14 protein-coding genes and 1 tRNA gene are annotated in these 15,557 nt (G+C 69.3%); 6 read left to right on the top strand and 9 right to left on the bottom strand.

Annotated elements, in window-relative coordinates; genetic code table 11:
- Window positions 1-25 precede the first annotated feature (25 nt).
- The 5 genes from dnaE to ABZ883_RS31045 form a co-directional block, all read right to left on the bottom strand.
- Window positions 26-3,601: a DNA polymerase III subunit alpha gene (gene dnaE, locus ABZ883_RS31065; protein WP_360911980.1), complete on the bottom strand. Its 3,576-nt coding sequence runs from the start codon at window positions 3,599-3,601 to the stop codon at window positions 26-28.
- Between the two features lie 325 nt (window positions 3,602-3,926).
- Window positions 3,927-5,591 (bottom strand): alkaline phosphatase D family protein, encoded by a 1,665-nt coding sequence (locus tag ABZ883_RS31060; RefSeq protein ID WP_360911978.1) that lies wholly within the window; start codon window positions 5,589-5,591, stop codon window positions 3,927-3,929.
- A 127-nt stretch (window positions 5,592-5,718) separates the two neighbouring features.
- Window positions 5,719-6,528 carry a thioredoxin domain-containing protein gene (locus ABZ883_RS31055; RefSeq protein WP_360911976.1) on the bottom strand — a complete coding sequence of 270 codons (810 nt, stop codon included), beginning with the start codon at window positions 6,526-6,528 and terminating at the stop codon, window positions 5,719-5,721.
- A gap of 74 nt (window positions 6,529-6,602) precedes the next feature.
- Window positions 6,603-7,253, bottom strand: a complete 651-nt coding sequence (locus tag ABZ883_RS31050) for a hypothetical protein (RefSeq protein ID WP_360911974.1) — start codon at window positions 7,251-7,253, stop codon at window positions 6,603-6,605.
- Window positions 7,254-7,311: 58 nt separating this feature from the next.
- Window positions 7,312-8,628 carry a DUF2252 domain-containing protein gene (locus tag ABZ883_RS31045; RefSeq protein ID WP_360911972.1) on the bottom strand — a complete coding sequence of 439 codons (1,317 nt, stop codon included), beginning with the start codon at window positions 8,626-8,628 and terminating at the stop codon, window positions 7,312-7,314.
- 170 nt (window positions 8,629-8,798) lie between these two features.
- Between ABZ883_RS31045 and ABZ883_RS31040 the strand changes: the two genes are divergently transcribed.
- The 4 genes from ABZ883_RS31040 to ABZ883_RS31025 all read left to right on the top strand — a co-directional run bounded on the left by ABZ883_RS31040 (window position 8,799) and on the right by ABZ883_RS31025 (window position 10,503).
- The gene (locus ABZ883_RS31040; RefSeq protein WP_360911970.1) at window positions 8,799-9,338 is read left to right on the top strand and encodes a hypothetical protein; all 540 of its coding nucleotides are present in this window, start codon (window positions 8,799-8,801) and stop codon (window positions 9,336-9,338) included.
- A gap of 307 nt (window positions 9,339-9,645) precedes the next feature.
- Window positions 9,646-9,780: a DUF5958 family protein gene (locus ABZ883_RS31035; RefSeq protein ID WP_360912162.1), complete on the top strand. Its 135-nt coding sequence runs from the start codon at window positions 9,646-9,648 to the stop codon at window positions 9,778-9,780.
- 199 nt (window positions 9,781-9,979) lie between these two features.
- On the top strand, window positions 9,980-10,453 hold the full coding sequence (locus ABZ883_RS31030) for a hypothetical protein (protein WP_360911968.1): 474 nt from the start codon (window positions 9,980-9,982) through the stop codon (window positions 10,451-10,453).
- Window positions 10,427-10,503: transfer RNA gene (locus ABZ883_RS31025), tRNA-OTHER, on the top strand. The genes ABZ883_RS31030 and ABZ883_RS31025 overlap by 27 nt, the downstream gene beginning before the upstream one ends.
- A gap of 248 nt (window positions 10,504-10,751) precedes the next feature.
- Here the strand turns inward: ABZ883_RS31025 and ABZ883_RS31020 are convergent.
- The 4 genes from ABZ883_RS31020 to ABZ883_RS31005 all read right to left on the bottom strand — a co-directional run bounded on the left by ABZ883_RS31020 (window position 10,752) and on the right by ABZ883_RS31005 (window position 13,769).
- The gene (locus ABZ883_RS31020) at window positions 10,752-10,931 is read right to left on the bottom strand and encodes a hypothetical protein (RefSeq protein WP_360911966.1); all 180 of its coding nucleotides are present in this window, start codon (window positions 10,929-10,931) and stop codon (window positions 10,752-10,754) included.
- Between the two features lie 326 nt (window positions 10,932-11,257).
- Complete coding sequence (locus ABZ883_RS31015; RefSeq protein WP_360911964.1) at window positions 11,258-11,662, bottom strand: DUF6221 family protein; 405 nt, start codon at window positions 11,660-11,662, stop codon at window positions 11,258-11,260.
- A 40-nt stretch (window positions 11,663-11,702) separates the two neighbouring features.
- Entirely contained in the window at window positions 11,703-12,263 is a 561-nt protein-coding gene (locus ABZ883_RS31010) for an SMI1/KNR4 family protein (RefSeq protein ID WP_360911962.1), read from the bottom strand.
- A 1,041-nt stretch (window positions 12,264-13,304) separates the two neighbouring features.
- Window positions 13,305-13,769, bottom strand: a complete 465-nt coding sequence (locus ABZ883_RS31005) for a hypothetical protein (protein WP_360911960.1) — start codon at window positions 13,767-13,769, stop codon at window positions 13,305-13,307.
- Between the two features lie 602 nt (window positions 13,770-14,371).
- Here ABZ883_RS31005 and ABZ883_RS31000 point away from each other — a divergent pair.
- Together ABZ883_RS31000 and ABZ883_RS30995 are read left to right on the top strand one after the other, a co-directional pair.
- Window positions 14,372-14,776, top strand: a complete 405-nt coding sequence (locus ABZ883_RS31000; RefSeq protein WP_360911958.1) for a hypothetical protein — start codon at window positions 14,372-14,374, stop codon at window positions 14,774-14,776.
- 9 nt (window positions 14,777-14,785) lie between these two features.
- Window positions 14,786-15,523 carry a hypothetical protein gene (locus ABZ883_RS30995; RefSeq protein WP_360911956.1) on the top strand — a complete coding sequence of 246 codons (738 nt, stop codon included), beginning with the start codon at window positions 14,786-14,788 and terminating at the stop codon, window positions 15,521-15,523.
- Window positions 15,524-15,557: the final 34 nt, after the last annotated feature.

The following is a 15,557-nucleotide window of genomic DNA, read 5'->3' as shown; positions in this document are numbered from 1 at the left end:
AGGGTGATCGGGCGGAAGCCGGCGATCAGCTCGCCTGCTGTGCCGCGCCGAGGCAGGCGGGGCCCAGGAGGGCCTTGAGGTCACCGTAGAGCGCCGGGTCGGCAGTGACCCGGTGCCGGTCCAGCCGCAGCACGGTGGTCGAACGGACGCCCTCCAGCCGCACCCGTACCTCGGTGCTGCCCTTGTGGCTGGCCAGCACCTCGCCGAGCCGGGCGACCAGCGGCGGGGTCACCTTGACCGTCGGGATGGAGATCGTCACGGGCGCGTTGGCGCCGGCGTCGCTGAGGTCGGGGACCATCAGCTCCATCGCGACCAGCCGCGGGATGTCCTCGCGCTTGTCCAGGCGGCCCTTGACGAAGACCACGGCGTCGTCGATCAGCTGGGTCGAGACCAACTGGTAGGTGGCGGGGAAGAACATGCAGTCGATGGAGCCGCCGAGGTCCTCGACGGTGGCGATGGCCCAGGCGTTGCCCTGCTTGGTCATCTTCCGCTGGAGGCCGGAGATGATGCCGCCGATGGTGACGATCGAGCCGTCGGAGTAGTCGCCGGCGAGGGCGGCGATGGACGCGTCCGCCTTGTCGTTGAGGACGTGCTCGATCCCGAAGAGCGGGTGGTCGGAGACGTAGAGACCGAGCATCTCCCGCTCCTGCGCGAGCAGATACGTCTTGTCCCACTCGATGTCGGAGAAGGTGACGTCGAGCCCGAAGCCCGGCTCGTCGGCCGCGGCGTCGTCGCCCATGCCGCCGAAGAGGTCGAACTGCCCCTCGGCCTCCTTGCGCTTGACCGCGACCACGTTGTCGATCATCGGTTCGTAGTGCTCGGTCAGGCCCTTGCGGGTGTGGCCCATCTCGTCGAAGGCGCCCGCCTTGATCAGCGATTCCACGGTGCGCTTGTTGCAGACGACGGCCTCGACCTTGTCGAGGAAGTCGGGGAAGGCGCTGTACTTCCCCTTGGCCTTGCGGCAGCGGATGATCGAGTCCACCACGTTCTGGCCGACGTTGCGGACGGCCGTCAGGCCGAACAGGATCACGTCGTCGCCCTGCGCGGTGAAGTTGGCGTCCGACTCGTTGACGTTCGGCGGGAGCACCTTGATGCCCATGCGGCGGCACTCGTTGAGGTAGATCGCCGACTTGTCCTTGTCGTCGCGCACCGAGGTGAGCAGCGCGGCCATGTACTCGGCCGGGTAGTTGGCCTTGAGGTAGGCGGTCCAGTAGGAGACCAGGCCGTACGCGGAGGAGTGCGCCTTGTTGAACGCGTAGCCGGCGAAGGGGACCAGCACGTCCCACACCGCCTGGATGGCCTGGTCGGAGTAGCCGCGCTCGCGCGCGCCCTTCTGGAAGGGGATGAACTCCTTGTCCAGGACCTCCTGCTTCTTCTTGCCCATCGCGCGGCGCAGCAGGTCGGCCTGGCCCAGCGAGTACCCGGCGAGCACCTGGGCGGCCTTCTGCACCTGCTCCTGGTACACGATCAGGCCGTAGGTGATGTCGAGGACCTCCTTGAGAGGCTCCTCCAGCTCCGGGTGGATCGGGGTGATCTCCTGCTGCTTGTTCTTGCGCAGGGCGTAGTTGATGTGCGAGTTCATGCCCATCGGGCCCGGCCGGTAGAGGGCCGAGACGGCGGAGATGTCCTCGAAGTTGTCGGGCTTCATCATGCGCAGCAGGGAGCGCATGGGGCCGCCGTCGAACTGGAACACACCCAGGGTGTCGCCGCGGCCGAGCAGTTCGAAGGTCTTGGGGTCGTCCAGCGGCAGCGCGAGCAGCTCGATGTCGACACCCTTGTTGGCCTTCACCAGCTTGACGGCGTCGTCCATGATCGTGAGGTTGCGCAGGCCGAGGAAGTCCATCTTCAGCAGGCCGAGCGACTCGCAGCTCGGGTAGTCCCACTGCGTGATGGTGACGCCGTCGGAGTGCCGCACCCAGACCGGGACGTGGTCGGTGATCGTCTCGCTGGACATGATCACGCCGGCGGCGTGCACGCCCATCTGCCGGACCAGGCCCTCGACACCGCGGGCGAGGTCGATGACCTTCTTGGCGTCGGGCTCGTTCTCGTACATCCCGCGGATCTCGCCGGCCTCGCTGTAGCGCGGGTGCGTGGGATCGGTGATGCCGTTGAGCGGGATGCCCTTGCCGAGGACGTCGGCGGGCATCGCCTTGGTGAGCCGGTCGCCGACCGCGTACGGGTAGCCCAGGACGCGGGCCGAGTCCTTGATGGCGTTCTTGGCCTTGATGGTGCCGTAGGTGCCGATCATGGCGACCTTGTCGGCGCCGTACTTCTCGGTGACGTAGCGGATCACCTCGGCGCGCCGGCGCTCGTCGAAGTCGATGTCGACATCGGGCATGGAGACGCGCTCGGGGTTGAGGAAGCGCTCGAAGATCAGGCCGTGCTCGATGGGGTCGAGGTCGGTGATGCCCATGGCGTACGCCACGATCGAGCCGGCCGCGGAGCCGCGGCCGGGGCCGACGGCGATGCCGTTGTTCTTGGCCCACATGATGAAGTCGGCGACGACGAGGAAGTAGCCGGGGAACCCCATCTGGATGATGGTGTCCATCTCGTACTCGGCCTGCTTCATCCGGTCGTCCGGGATGCCGCCGGGGTACCGGCGGTGCATGCCGCGCAGCGTCTCCTCGCGGAACCAGGTGACCTCGGTGTACCCCTCGGGCACGTCGAAGCGGGGCATCAGGTTCTTCTCCTGGAACCAGCCCTCGGTGTCGACCTGCTGCGCGACCAGCAGTGTGGTGTTGCGGCAGCCTTCCTGCCAGGCGTCGGAGGAGTCGATGGCGAGCATCTCGTCCGTCGTCTTGAGGTAGTAGCCCGTGCCGTCGAAGCGGAAGCGGTCGGGGTCGGAGACGTTCTTGCCGGTCTGGATGCACAGCAGGGCGTCGTGGGCGTCGGCCTCGCTGGCGTACGTGTAGTGCGAGTCGTTGGTCACGACCGGCGGGATGCCGAGCTTCTTGCCGATCTCCAGCAGCCCGTCGCGGACCCGGCGCTCGATCTCGATGCCGTGGTCCATCAGCTCCAGGAAGTAGCGCTCCTTGCCGAAGATGTCCTGGTACTCGGCCGCCGCCTTCAGCGCCTCGTCGAAGTGGCCGAGCCGCAGCCGGGTCTGCACCTCGCCGGAGGGGCACCCCGTGGAGGCCATCAGGCCCTCGGACCACTGGGCGATGGTCTCCTTGTCCATCCGGGGGTACTTCGTCAGCCAGCCCTCGGCGTAGGCGTCGGAGGAGAGCCGGAAGAGGTTGTGCAGCCCCGTCCGGTTCGCCGCCCAGATCGTCTTGTGCAGGTACGAACCGGAGGCCGAGACGTCGTCCCGCTTCTGGTGCGGCTGGCCCCAGAGGATCTTCCGCTTGTTGCGCCGGGACTCCGGCGCCACGTACGCCTCGATGCCGATGATCGGCGTGATCCCGGCACCCTTGGCCTGGTGGAAGAAGTCGTACGCCCCGTGCAGGTTGCCGTGGTCGGTCATGGCGATGTGCGTCATGCCCATCTCACCGCAGGCCTTGAACATGTCCTTCAGCCGCGCCGCTCCGTCCAGCAGCGAGTACTGGGTGTGAACATGCAGATGGGTGAAGGGCGTGGTCACGGGAAGCGACACCTCCGGCATCGGTGGTCATCTGGCGGCGAGGGGAATCCTACGCCGGGGGTCCGACAACCACGGCCGGGACGGTCCGCGCCGGGCGGGTGACCGCGTACGGCACCGACGACAGGGCCGGTGCGGGGGAGGGCGGCCCGGGCGCCTTCCCCCTCCCCGCCCCATCGGCGTGCCCGGGGAGGCGTAGCGGATGTCGCCGGAACGGCGGACCCGGGTCCGCGCCGCGGACCGTACCCGGGCCGGTGCCGGGCCGGGCGGCGCGTCCGGATGCGGAATCCGGACGCGCCGGCCGGCGACCGGCACTCAGGCGGCGGTCAGAGGGCGCTCAGGGGGGCGCTCAGCGCACCGGCGAGTCGGCCCGCTCCACCTTCTGGGTGCCGGACAGCGTGCGGTACGAACGCTCCCATGTGGAGGTCGCGTTGGCGCTGGTCCGGTCGGACAGGACGTAGTAGTCCATCTGGGCCCGCTCGCTGGTGATGTCCAGCACGCCGTAGCCGTGCGAGTCCATGTCCACCCACTTCACGTGCCGGTTGGCGACCTTGACGGCGGCCTCGGCGATCGGGGAGACGGTCCCCGGGGCGACCTTGAGGATGTCGTCCAGGTTGTCCGAGGTGACGGAGGTGACCACGAACTCGGTCGCCGCCGTCGCCGACAGCGGGTAGGTGGCGGCCTTGACCGGGACGTCGTTGGCCCACGCCATGTGGATGTCGCCGGTCAGGAAGACGGTGTTGCGGATGCCGTTGTCCCGCAGGTGCGCCAGGAGCTCGCGGCGGTCGTCGGTGTAGCCGTCCCACTGGTCGGGGTTGATCGCCAGGCCCTCGCCGGGCAGGCCGAGCAGCTTGGCCAGCGGCGCGAGCAGGTAGTCGGGCAGCGCACCGAAGGCGACCGGCGAGATCATCACCGAGTTGCCGATCAGCCGCCAGGTGGTGTCCGAGGCCTTGAGGCCCGCCTTCAGCCAGTCCAGCTGCGCGCGCCCGGTGATCGAGCGGGCGGGGTCGTCGACCGAGCCGCTGCCGACACCGGCCTGCTGCGAGCGGAAGGAGCGCAGGTCCAGCAGCGACAGGTCGGCGAGCTTGCCGAAGCGCAGCCGCCGGTAGGTCGTGCCCGCGATCGAGGGCCGCACCGGCATCCACTCGAAGTAGGCCTGCTTGGCGGCCGCCACCCGGGCGGTCCAGGTGCCCTCGGCGCCCTCGGTGTGGTTCTCGGCGCCGCCGGACCAGGCGTCGTTGGCGAACTCGTGGTCGTCCCAGATCGCGACGACCGGGGCGGCGGCGTGCAGCGCCTGGAGGTCGGTGTCGGTCTTGTAGCGGCCGTGCCGGGTGCGGTAATCGGCCAGCGTGACGATCTCGTGCGTTGGGGCGTGCGGGCGGACGACAGTGCCGCGGGCGGCGTAGCCGCCACTGGCGTACTCGTAGATGTAGTCGCCCAGGTGCAGCCAGGCGTCCAGGTCGCCGCGCGCGGCCAGGTGCTGGTAGGAGGCGAAGTACCCCGCCTCCCAGTTCGAGCAGGACACCACGCCGAAGCGCAGGCGGGCGGCGCTGGCGTTGTCGGCCGGGGCGGTACGGGTCCTGGCGACGGGCGAGTCCACGCCGCCCGCGGTGAAGCGGTACCAGTAGTCGGTCGCGGGGAGCAGGCCGCGCACATCGGCCTTGACGGTGTGGTCGGAGGCGGCGTCCGTGGTGGCCGTGCCGGTCGCGACAACGGAGGTCAGCGCCCTGTCCGTGGCGACGGTCCAGGTCACCTCCGTCGCCGGGCCGAGCCCGGAGCCGGGGACCGCCTCGGGGGCCGGCGTCACACGGGTCCACAGGAGGATGCCGTCGGGCAGCGGGTCGCCGGAGGCCACACCGTGCAGGAAGGCGGGGGCGGAGGCCGCCTCCGCCTGACCGGCGGTGGCGGCGAGGGGTATGAGCGCGGCGCCCGTCACCACGGCGCCGGCCTTGACCACCGAACGGCGGCTGGGTGTTCTCGGAGAGGTCTGTGAGGATGCAGAGGTCTCGGTCACGGCCGATCAGATTACGCGTCAGTAACCGCTCTCCGGCACCCCGCGCCGCAACTGTTGGCGAACACTTCGCCCCCCGGCCCCCGGCAGGTCGCCGGGGGCCGGTGGCCCCGCAAGTGCGGTGCGGTGCCTACTGCTTGGCGCCGATCTGCGCGTCCACCGCCGCCGTGAACTGCTGCGGCGTCATGGTCTGCACGTTCTCGATCGTCTTGCCGTCCAGCTTCACGGTCGGGGTGCCCGTGATGCCGTCCGTGTCGAACTGCTTGGCCATCGTCAGCGCCCACTTGTCGTAGGTGCCGTTGCGGACGGCGTCCTCGAAGGTCTTGTTGCCCTTGAGGGCGTCGACCTTCTGCGCAATCTCGATCAGCTTGGCGTCGCTGCCGAAGTCGTCCTTGGTCTCCTCGGGGTGGACGTCCTTGGAGTACAGCAGCGCGTGGTACTGCACGAAGGCGTCCTTGCTGACGTTCAGCGCGGCACCGAGCGCGCTCAGCGCGTTCTTCGAGCCCTGGCCCTGCTTGAGGGCGTCGTCGAGGAAGGCGCCCATCGTGTACGAGATCTTGTACTTGCCGTCCTTGGCGTCCTTCTGGACCTCCTCGCCGGAGGTCTGCTCGAACTGCGCGCAGACCGGGCAGCGCAGGTCCTCGTACACCTTCAGCGTGTGCTTGGCACTGGCGTCGCCGATCTCGATGGACGTGCCGTTCTTGCCCGTGGAGTTGGCGGGCTGGACCAGCTTCTGGTCCGCGGCCTTCTCCCAGTAGGACGGCGCGTTCATCTTGACCACGGCCACGGCTATGCCGGCGCCCAGCGCCAGAACGCCGACGACGGCGCCGCCGACGACCAGTTGGCGGCGCACCTTGTCGCGCTTGGCCTGGCGCTCCCGCTCGGCGCGCAGCCGCTCGCGGGCCGCGGTCTTGGCGGTCTGGCTGTTCCTCTTGCTCATGGTGGTGGGTTCTCCGTGTCGTCGTGACGTGCGTGAGGGGATGTGCGGGGTGGAAAGGCCGTGCTCGGCTCGGTTCAGCGAGCGAACGAGGCGGCCGGGGGCCCTCGGCGTACGACGGTGTGGAGCAGCAACGGCAGCGCGGGCGCGACGGCGGCCGCCGCGGGCACGCGACGGCGAGCCGCGGCCCGCGGCCGGGCGGTGCCGCGGAAGGCGGCCACGGCGACCATCAGCGGCAGGAAGACGGTGCGCAGCAGGCCGTGCAGCGCGGCCTCGCCGCTGCGCAGCCACCATGCGGCGGCCAAGCCCACGGCGACGTGCACGGCGAGCAGCAGCCACGGCGAGGCCGAGTGGCCCGGTCCCCCGGCGGCGCCGGCGAGCGGGCCGCCGACATCGCCGCCGTGGCAGGCCAGTGCCTCGTTGATGGAGCGCCACGAGCCCGTGACGGGCCCGCCGGCGGGGCCGTAGCAGGTCTGCTGGCCAGCCGTGAACAGCGTGTCCACGGCCAGTTCGAGCGGGACGAGGAGACCGGCGATCGGCCAGTAGCCGCGCTCCCGGCCGCCGAGCGCGTACGCGACGGCGAAGACGCCGACGGCGGCCCCCGCCGTGGTCACCAGCGGCAGGGGCTCCCTCGACAGCAGGATGTGGGCGGTCGCGGACAGCGTGACGCACAGCGCGGCGAAACACCCCGCGCGCAGCGCCCTCAGCTGAGGCCCGGTCCCTTCCATGGCGCCGAGTGTGCCATGCCGGTGTGTAAGCACTGCCTAAACCCCCGGAAATCAGGGATCAGAGCCCAGGGAACCGGCCGTTGCGAAACAGGTCCACGAAGATCTGGTGGTCCTCGCGGGCCCGCGCCCCGTAGGAGTGCGCGAAGTCCACGAGCGCCTCCAGGAAGCCCTCCTCGTCCCGCGCGATGGCCTCGTCGATCGCGTCCTCCGTCGAGAACGGCACCAGGGAGTGGCCGCTCTCGTCGTCCGCCGCCGCGTGCATGGCGGCCGTCGCCCGGCCGAGATCGGCCACGACCGCCTCGATCTGGGCCGGGTCGTCGAGGTCCGACCAGTCCAGGTCCACGGCGTACGGGGACACCTCGGCGACCAGCTGGCCGACGCCGTCCAGCTCGGTCCAGCCCAGGTAGGGGTCGGCGTGCGCCTGCAGCGCGCGCTGCGAGATCACCGTGCGGTGGCCCTCGTGGCGGAAGTACTCGCGCACCGCGGGGTCGGTGATGTGCCGGGAGACCGCCGGGGTCTGCCCCTGCTTCATGTAGATCACGACGTCGTTCTCCAGGGCGTCGGTGTGCCCCTCGAGAAGGAGGTTGTACGAGGGCAGGCCCGCGCTGCCGATCCCGACGCCGCGGCGGCCGACCACGTCCTTGACGCGGTGGCTGTCCGGGTTGATCAGGCTGGTCTCCGGCAGGGTCGCCAAGTACCCCTCGAAGGCCCGCAGCACCTTGGCGCGGGTGGCCTCGTCCAGTGCGACGGCGCCGCCGTCGGGGCTGAAGCGGCGGTCCCACTCGCGGATCTCGGTCATCGAGTCCAGCAGGCCCACCCGCGTCCGGGCGCGCGCGTGGCGCAGCGCGTCCAGCAGGGTGCCCTCCGCGGTGTCCAGGGTGAGCGACGGCACGGCCTCGTCCTGGGCGAGGGCGCGGATGCGCTCGCGGTAGGCGGTCGCATAGGTGCGTACGAGGCCGGAGATCACGTCGTCGGCAAGGGCCTTGCTGTAGCCGATCAGTGCAATGGAGGCGGCGAAGCGCTGCAGGTCCCAGGTGAAGGGGCCCACATAGGCCTCGTCGAAGTCGTTGACGTTGAAGATCAGCCGGCCGTTGGCATCGAGGTAGGTGCCGAAGTTCTCGGCGTGCAGGTCCCCGTGGATCCACACCCGGGAAGTGCGCTCGTCCACGAAGGGGCTGTCGTCCTTCGCCTCGGCGAGGTCCGCGTAGTACAGGCAGGCCGTGCCGCGGTAGAACGCGAACGCCGAGGCCGCCATCTTGCGGAACTTGACGCGGAAGGCGGCCGGATCGGCCGCGAGCAGCTCGCCGAACGCGGTCCCGAAGACCTCGACGATCCGCTCACCGCGCTGCTCGTCGCTCGTGAGACCTGTGGCCATCTGTCCTGCGCCTCCTGGCGGTACGTGTGCCGGATCGCCGTCGACCGGTCAACCCAGGAGCGTACGCCCGCGTCGGCCGGCGCGGCCCTCGGCAGTAGGTGATATTCGCGTCACCGACGCCGCGCGTTCAACCGGGCACTTAACGCTCGTGCCGGGCGTTGTGGGGGGCGATGAACACCACCAGGGGGCGGGACACCACACGCGGCCGCAGCGTCCGCCGCACCGTTTTCGGGCTGCTCGTGATCGGCGCCCTCGTACTGGCCGCTGTGGTCTGGCCCACTCTCTCCGCCCAGGTCCGCGCGGCCAACTGGCCGAAGGAGGCCCCCGGGGGCCCCGACCACATCACCCCGCGCATGGCGGCCGTCCGCGACGCCGTCGTCGCGGAGTTCGGCCCCCGCGGCCTCCGCGGCGCCCCCGGCTGCTACCGCGAGGACGGCGGCATCGCCGGCGGTGGCGAACACCCCCTGGGCCGCGCCTGCGACTTCATGCTCATGCCGGCCGGGCACAAGGTGACGGGCAAGCCCGAGGATCTCGGCAACGACATTGTCGCCTGGGTCCGCGAGCACGCGGACGAATACGGCATATGGTACGTGATCTTCGAGCAGCACATATGGTCCAGCCGCCTCCCCCAACAGGGCTGGAAACTCATGGAGGACCGCGGCTCGATCACCCAGAACCACTTCGACCACGTGCACATATCGGTCTACTGACCGGCCGCTTGGCTGCGCTGGGCCTCCGGACGGAACAGCCCGCTGAACAGCGTTGGCGCTGTCACTGGTTGTCAACGTTGGTCAGCGCCGGTCCACCTTCCGCGGCCCAGAGACGGCCCCGGGCCATCGTGCCCCGCTGGTCACATCCTCGGCTCGCAGTGCAGCAGCACGCGCGAACCTGCGATCCCGCCACCAGAGCGAAGGCCGGCCGGGGAAGGCCTCCTCCAAAGGGCACGTCGCTCTGCCGGCTCCGAGTCCGCGACAAGGGGATGCGGCGGTGGCCTCGGGCACATGACGATGGGCAGACATCCGAGGAGAGGCCTTCCGCCTGCTGATCGCCTTGCTGGCTGTCGCGGACGGCAGACGCAGGGCACGATGCCGTGTCCACGGCTGCAGCCACCACTGGCATCACCTGACCGCCGGCCGGGAGACGGCCCCGTGACGACCCTCGCTCACGGGCGACACCCGCTCCAGGAGTTAAATCCGGGCCTGCTGCGGCGGCTTGCGTCGATTGGTGCGACGGCCGGGCAGAGGTGCTGGTGTACGCACCGTCCAGCGTCGTTCATGTCAGCCGCTTTTGCAGGCGGGGCGGCGCTGTTGAGCGATTGGGGCTGTCTCTGACGTGGCGGAGAATGGTGCTCATGAGCGCTCTTTTCGACCCCTCTGAGCCTCGCCGCGTCTCGCCGGGCGAGTACCCGGTGTGGGACCAGGCTCTCGCCCTTCTGAACCGGGACTTGGCGGTGACGCTTCCCCATCTGGCACCCCTGCAGCTGCTGGCCCTTCCGTCCTACGACGCGGATGAGCCGGAGAATGTCCACGTCGCCATGGCCAACGGCGAGTGGCACGGCAACCACTTGGACCCGAACTCACAGGACAGCCTTGCCTCTGCACTAGCGAGCGTCGCCGATGCCGCGCAGGAGACCGTCATGGAGCTTCTGTGGCAGGCGTGGCCCCTGTGCCCCGAGCATGGCCTGGGCCTGCATCCAAGGGAGGACACAGAAGAGCGACTGTCCTGGTGGTGCGCGGGAGAACGGTTGCGTCGCGGCCCGGCTCATATCCACGCGGCTGTGGGTGCACTCGACGCTTTGGGAGCGTCGATCCGTACACGGTCCTGAAAACCGTCGTGGCAGCGATGTCACCGTGGGTTCAAATCCCACCCTCTCCGCATGTGAACCGCCCCTGACCAATGATTGTGGTCGGGGGCTCGTTGCTGTCCGAGGCCCCTTGAGTGACCGCTGTTTCCCGGCTTTTACCGCCTTGTACGGCACGGATGTGGCACGACCACTCTTCGTCCCGAAGCAATGCGAGCGACCGTGTGACCTGCGGCCGAACCGCCCGCGAGCTGCGCGGACCATCCGCGAGCATCCGTGGTTGTGCGCCCCGGTACGGGGCCGTTGCAGCGCAGTTGGACACTCAGTGGGACGACTTTGGATCCTGCGCGGCTTTGGCGCCATGGTTACCCATGGGCCACGGGACCGGCAGCGACTCGCGCAGTTGCGCCTCCGGATCCCAGTCGCCCGGCTGGTCCTCGGCGTCCCCCTTCCACGGGTAGCCCCGGGCAATCCAGTCGCTGCGGGCCCTGATCACGCCCATGTCCGTTGAGTCCTCGTACCCAAACTCGATCCCGCAGCACCCACAGATGTCGAAGGTCGCGACGCCCCCGCTTTCGCCCCAGGGCGCGTACTCAAGGTCGAACCCGCAAACCGGGCAATGATTCCCTGGCCTATTGCTTCGCACCCTGCCCACCCTACTGAGATCCCCACTCGTCGGCTGTAGGCACATTGCCCCGGGACAGCTCGAGCCCTGAGCTTGAAAATCACCGGCTATTCCCCGCTGGGGCAACTACTGACCTGCGCAAACAGGAGACGCGAGGCACGTTGTGGGGTTGTTCTTGTGACCGTGGTCCGGTGATCACTGCCCTATCTGGTCCGGTTCTGGTGCGGCAGCCACTTCTCTTGGAAGCCGGGGTGGTCGGAGTAGGGCAGCGCCAAGTCGAGCAAGTCGGCGCAGGGCCAGCTCTCCCCGTCCCACTGGCAGTCGTCTCGGTTGTCCCAGGGCAACTCTGGATCACCGACAGCAGGGCTGAGCACATGCCGTGTCAGGATGCGGCGCTTGGCTGCGACCTCTCGGAGCACGCGAGCAGGATCGTGCAGTGCCACGTGCTCCGCGATCGTCGGATGGAAACCGGAGAGGTCCACCTGACAGAAGTCCACGGTATGGCCGTGGGCGGTCCACTGTCCGCAGCCGTCACCATCGCATCGGCCGGCCAACTCGGCGTCCTCGTCGAGTCGCCTCCGCAGGAACTCCGTCAAGTCGTCGCTCATGAGTGCATCATCGACCTTGCACCCACGCTCGACACCCGCTTCAGGAGCGAGGTTCGGCGACCTCACAGACCGGATGGTTTCCATCGGCGATCTTCGTCAGCCTCTCCGCGACGGAGTCGAAATAGTGCGCCAGCGATTCGTACTCGCCCGTGATCGTGATCTCACCCACGAACCACCTGCCGACACGGCCGTCCCGCACATCGATGAACTTTCCCGTCCAGGCGTCCTGGTCCGACAGGAACGGGATCCATTCATTACGCCAAAAAGGATTGTCCGGCTGGTCCGGAGGGTCGAATCCACCGAGCGTGGAGCGGTTCGCGTAGAGCCTCCCCATCGCCCGGACGCCGAGAAAGAAGCTTCCCTCATCCGGGAACCCGGCGAAGCCGCAACATGCCACATCGTCGTCCACATCTTCCTCAGGAAGATCCAGATTGTTCTGCAGCAGCCACACCCGTAGATCCTGAGAGAGGGGGATACCCATCCGTTCCTCGGCGGCCGCGAGCATCTGTTCCGTAGCGGGCCCAGGGAGATCCGCGTGATCTGCCGGGGCGTGCTGCCGAAGAAGATTCATCACGCGGGACCAGCTCTCCGCCACACTCATTCCACTCTGCCCTCTCTGCACGGATGCCCCGTACGACTGAGCCGCTGCGGGGGTTGCGGAGCGCCGACGTGAGGACCTCGCAGGGATGGTACGCCGAGCAAGCTTCCCCGGGACCCGTTCGCCGGCGACCATCTCCCCCGACTCGACGGCGTGTTGGAGAGCGGCCCCGATCTGCATATACAGGGGCCGCTCGTCGTCCGCCGGTAGGGCAGGGAGCTGGTGCATGCGTCCATCCTCCTGGATGTTCTCCGGAGAACTTCCTTCGGAGGCATGGGAAAGGCGGTGTCCGCCTGGCAGCAAGTCACCGCGCCTCTGGGTTCCCCGAAGGGAAGTTCCATCATGCCTGTGATGCCTGCTCGTGCGGAGGTCGGTGCGTTGACTTCGCGTCCGGCTCCGGTGGTGACGGTTCGTTCGTCGCCTTCCTGCGTGGTCTGTGGTGACCGTCGCGGTGTCGGGACGTCGCTGCGTGTGCCGCGTACTTCGAGGCCCGGTCCTGGATGGTGTTCGGCCTGGCAGTGGATGGTGTGGACGCTCTGGACTCGGTGGTCCACGTAGTGCGCCAGGTCAAGCTGATCGGCGACCGCCCGGTCTTCGCCCCGCCAAAGGGCGGCGAGCTCCGGAGCTGAACCGCAACGTCTTCACTCGCACGATCTGGCGCCCGGCGCTGACTGCGGCAGGTGTCCCCCACGCCCGTGAGGACGGCATGCACGCCTTGCGCCACGCGGTGAACCCGTCAGCATGCCCTTTGCGTTGTCGAGCCACCGCACCGTCCGCCGACGTGCCGCTGACGCCGGGCCGCCGGACCGGGCTCGGTTCGCTGCCGGGCCACTGCCGGTGGCCGGCGAGCCCGGTCGCGGTGCGGTGCGTTGCGTTGTGGCTCGACACGGCGTCACTTCCGGGCACGCGAGCGGCCCCCATTCGGCGGCGTGGTCATCACGCGTCGAGGCGGTCGCGGCCGGTCGCGCAGGAGTGTGCTCTCGTACGTGCGCCCCGCGCGGCACTGCCGCGCGGGGCGCTGTCGAACCGCTCGGCTCGTTTGCGCTAGTCGCTGCCCCCGTAGCCACCCCAGTCGTCACCGCTGTGCCCGCCACCCCAGTCGTCACGCCCGTGGCCACCGCCCCAGTCGTCACGGCCGTGCCCACCGCCCCAGTCGTCACGCCCGTGCCCGCCACCCCAGCCATCATGACCGTGGCCGCCACCCCAGCCATCATGACCGTGCCCGCCACCCCAGCCGTCGTGCCCGTGGCCACCACCCCAGCCATCATGACCGTGCCCGCCACCCCAGCCATCATGCCCGTGCCCACCGCCCCAGTCGTCACGGCCGTGGCCGCCGCCGTAGCCGTCGTCGTCGTCGGGGCACGGTGCTCGGAAGCACTCGATGACACCGACATGGGACGGAGCCGTCTCCGGAGCGGAGGCGGACGCGATGCCCGCGCTTCCACCTGCGAGGAGAATTCCCGCAAAGGTCGCGATCACGGCCTTGCGTGCGAGGTTGTCCCTGGTCATTTGGCTTGACTTCCTTCCAGCATTTGACATGGCCATGACATGCTTCAGAGAGTGACGACTGCACCGTGATGCGGTGTACGTCGTGAGGGCCGGTGAATTCCGGCCTGCTACGCCAACTCCCCTGCGTGCGGACCACTCCTGCACTTATGGCGTCCTTAAATTCGACCCTAGCGAGCGGTGTGCAGCGTGTCCACTTATGGCCCAATACACGTATTTGATACCTCAACTGTCGCGAAGCCATGGCGATGACCAGCGGAAATGGGCGAGTTCATTTCGGTGCCTGCGGCAATCATCAAGGCAGGCGAGTCATCGAGTAATGCTGACCGGACACCACGAAAGCCCCCCGCATCGCAGCGGCGGGGCTTCGGCGTCGTGCGATTCACGGGAACGGCTCGACGGCCGCTCACCATCGGCTGTCCGTCCGCCCCGCTCGTGTGCGAACTCGCGCGCCGGCAGGGTGAACCCGCTCGTCGTCACGAGCGCCACGGCGTCCTCGACGTGATGCCGCACGACTGCTGTCGCGTCCACCGGCGCGGGTTGCAGCCCGTGGTCGGCGGGATTGCCCCTGCGGCACGGCCCCATATGGGGAATGATGGGGTCGCGTGCGGGCCGGCGGCTTGCCGGACCCCTGGTCGTTCTACTGGACGGGCATCCTGCCGATGGATCTGCCGGAATCTCTCGGCCTGGCCGTGACGGTCCTCAAGGCCCCGCTGGAACACGCCGACCGCGAGCAGGGCTGGACCGACGAACTGCGCCGGGAGATCCAAGAGGAGATCTCGGTCAGCCGCTCCGTGCTGCGGCGTCTGGGGCCTTGGGCGGTCACGCTCCTGCGTCCCCGCCTCGACGAGTGGATGGCGCACGAGCGCGTGCGGCCCGGACGCCTCCGCGATGTGGTCATGGAGGCGCAGACCCGCATCGTCGAGGCGCGCGACGCCGCCCGCCGGCAGACGGCCGGAAGCCCGCCGGAGGCTGCCGGGCCCGGTGCGGGGAACGGCGGGTCGCCCTAGGATCCACGGGTGCCCGCGACCGAGATCCTGACGACCAGTGAGCAACCCGAGCTGTACCAGCAGGTCAAGGTCGCGTTGCGCGACCGCTGGCCGGCCTTCGTTCTGCATTCCCCGGTCTCGGGGAGATGCCGCCGCCGGGCGTCGGCGTACTTCCCGCGCTTCGACGTGCTGCTCGTGCGCGACGGCGAGGTCGTCGCCAACGCGGCAGCGGTCGCCCTGCGCTGGGACGGGGACGTGGACACCCTGCCGGAGGGCTACGACGGCGCGCTGGAGCGTTCGGTGGCCGAGCACGAGGCGTCCCTCGAACCCGACACGCTGTGCGTCATGGCCGCCACCGTGCTGCCCGGGCACGCGGGCCGCGGGCTGGCCGGGGAGGTGCTCACCGCGCTGCGCGGGCGCGCGGCCGACGCCGGGCTGCGCCGCGTGATCGTGCCGGTGCGGCCGTCCCTCAAGGCGCGGTATCCGCTGACCCCGATGGAGGACTTCGCCCGCTGGACACGTGCGGACGGCCTGCACCTCGATCCGTGGATCCGCACCCACCAGCGGCTCGGGGCGACCGTCCTCGCCACCGCTCCGCGTTCCATGGTGATCCCCGGAACCGTCGCACAGTGGGAGGAATGGGCCGGCATGGCCTTCCCGCAGACCGGACGCTATGTCGTGCCGGACGCCCTCGACCCCGTCGAGATCGACCGCGAGCGCGACCGGGGAACGTACTGCGAAACCAATCTGTGGATGCGGCACATGTAGCGAGCGGCACGTCGAGTCGCCGCAACGGGAGGGG

This window comes from Streptomyces sp. NPDC046977 (genome assembly GCF_040644455.1).
Lineage (GTDB): Bacteria > Actinomycetota > Actinomycetes > Streptomycetales > Streptomycetaceae > Actinacidiphila.
The sequence above is the reverse complement of the archived record's forward strand: the minus strand, read 5'-3'. Positions and strand labels throughout refer to the sequence as shown.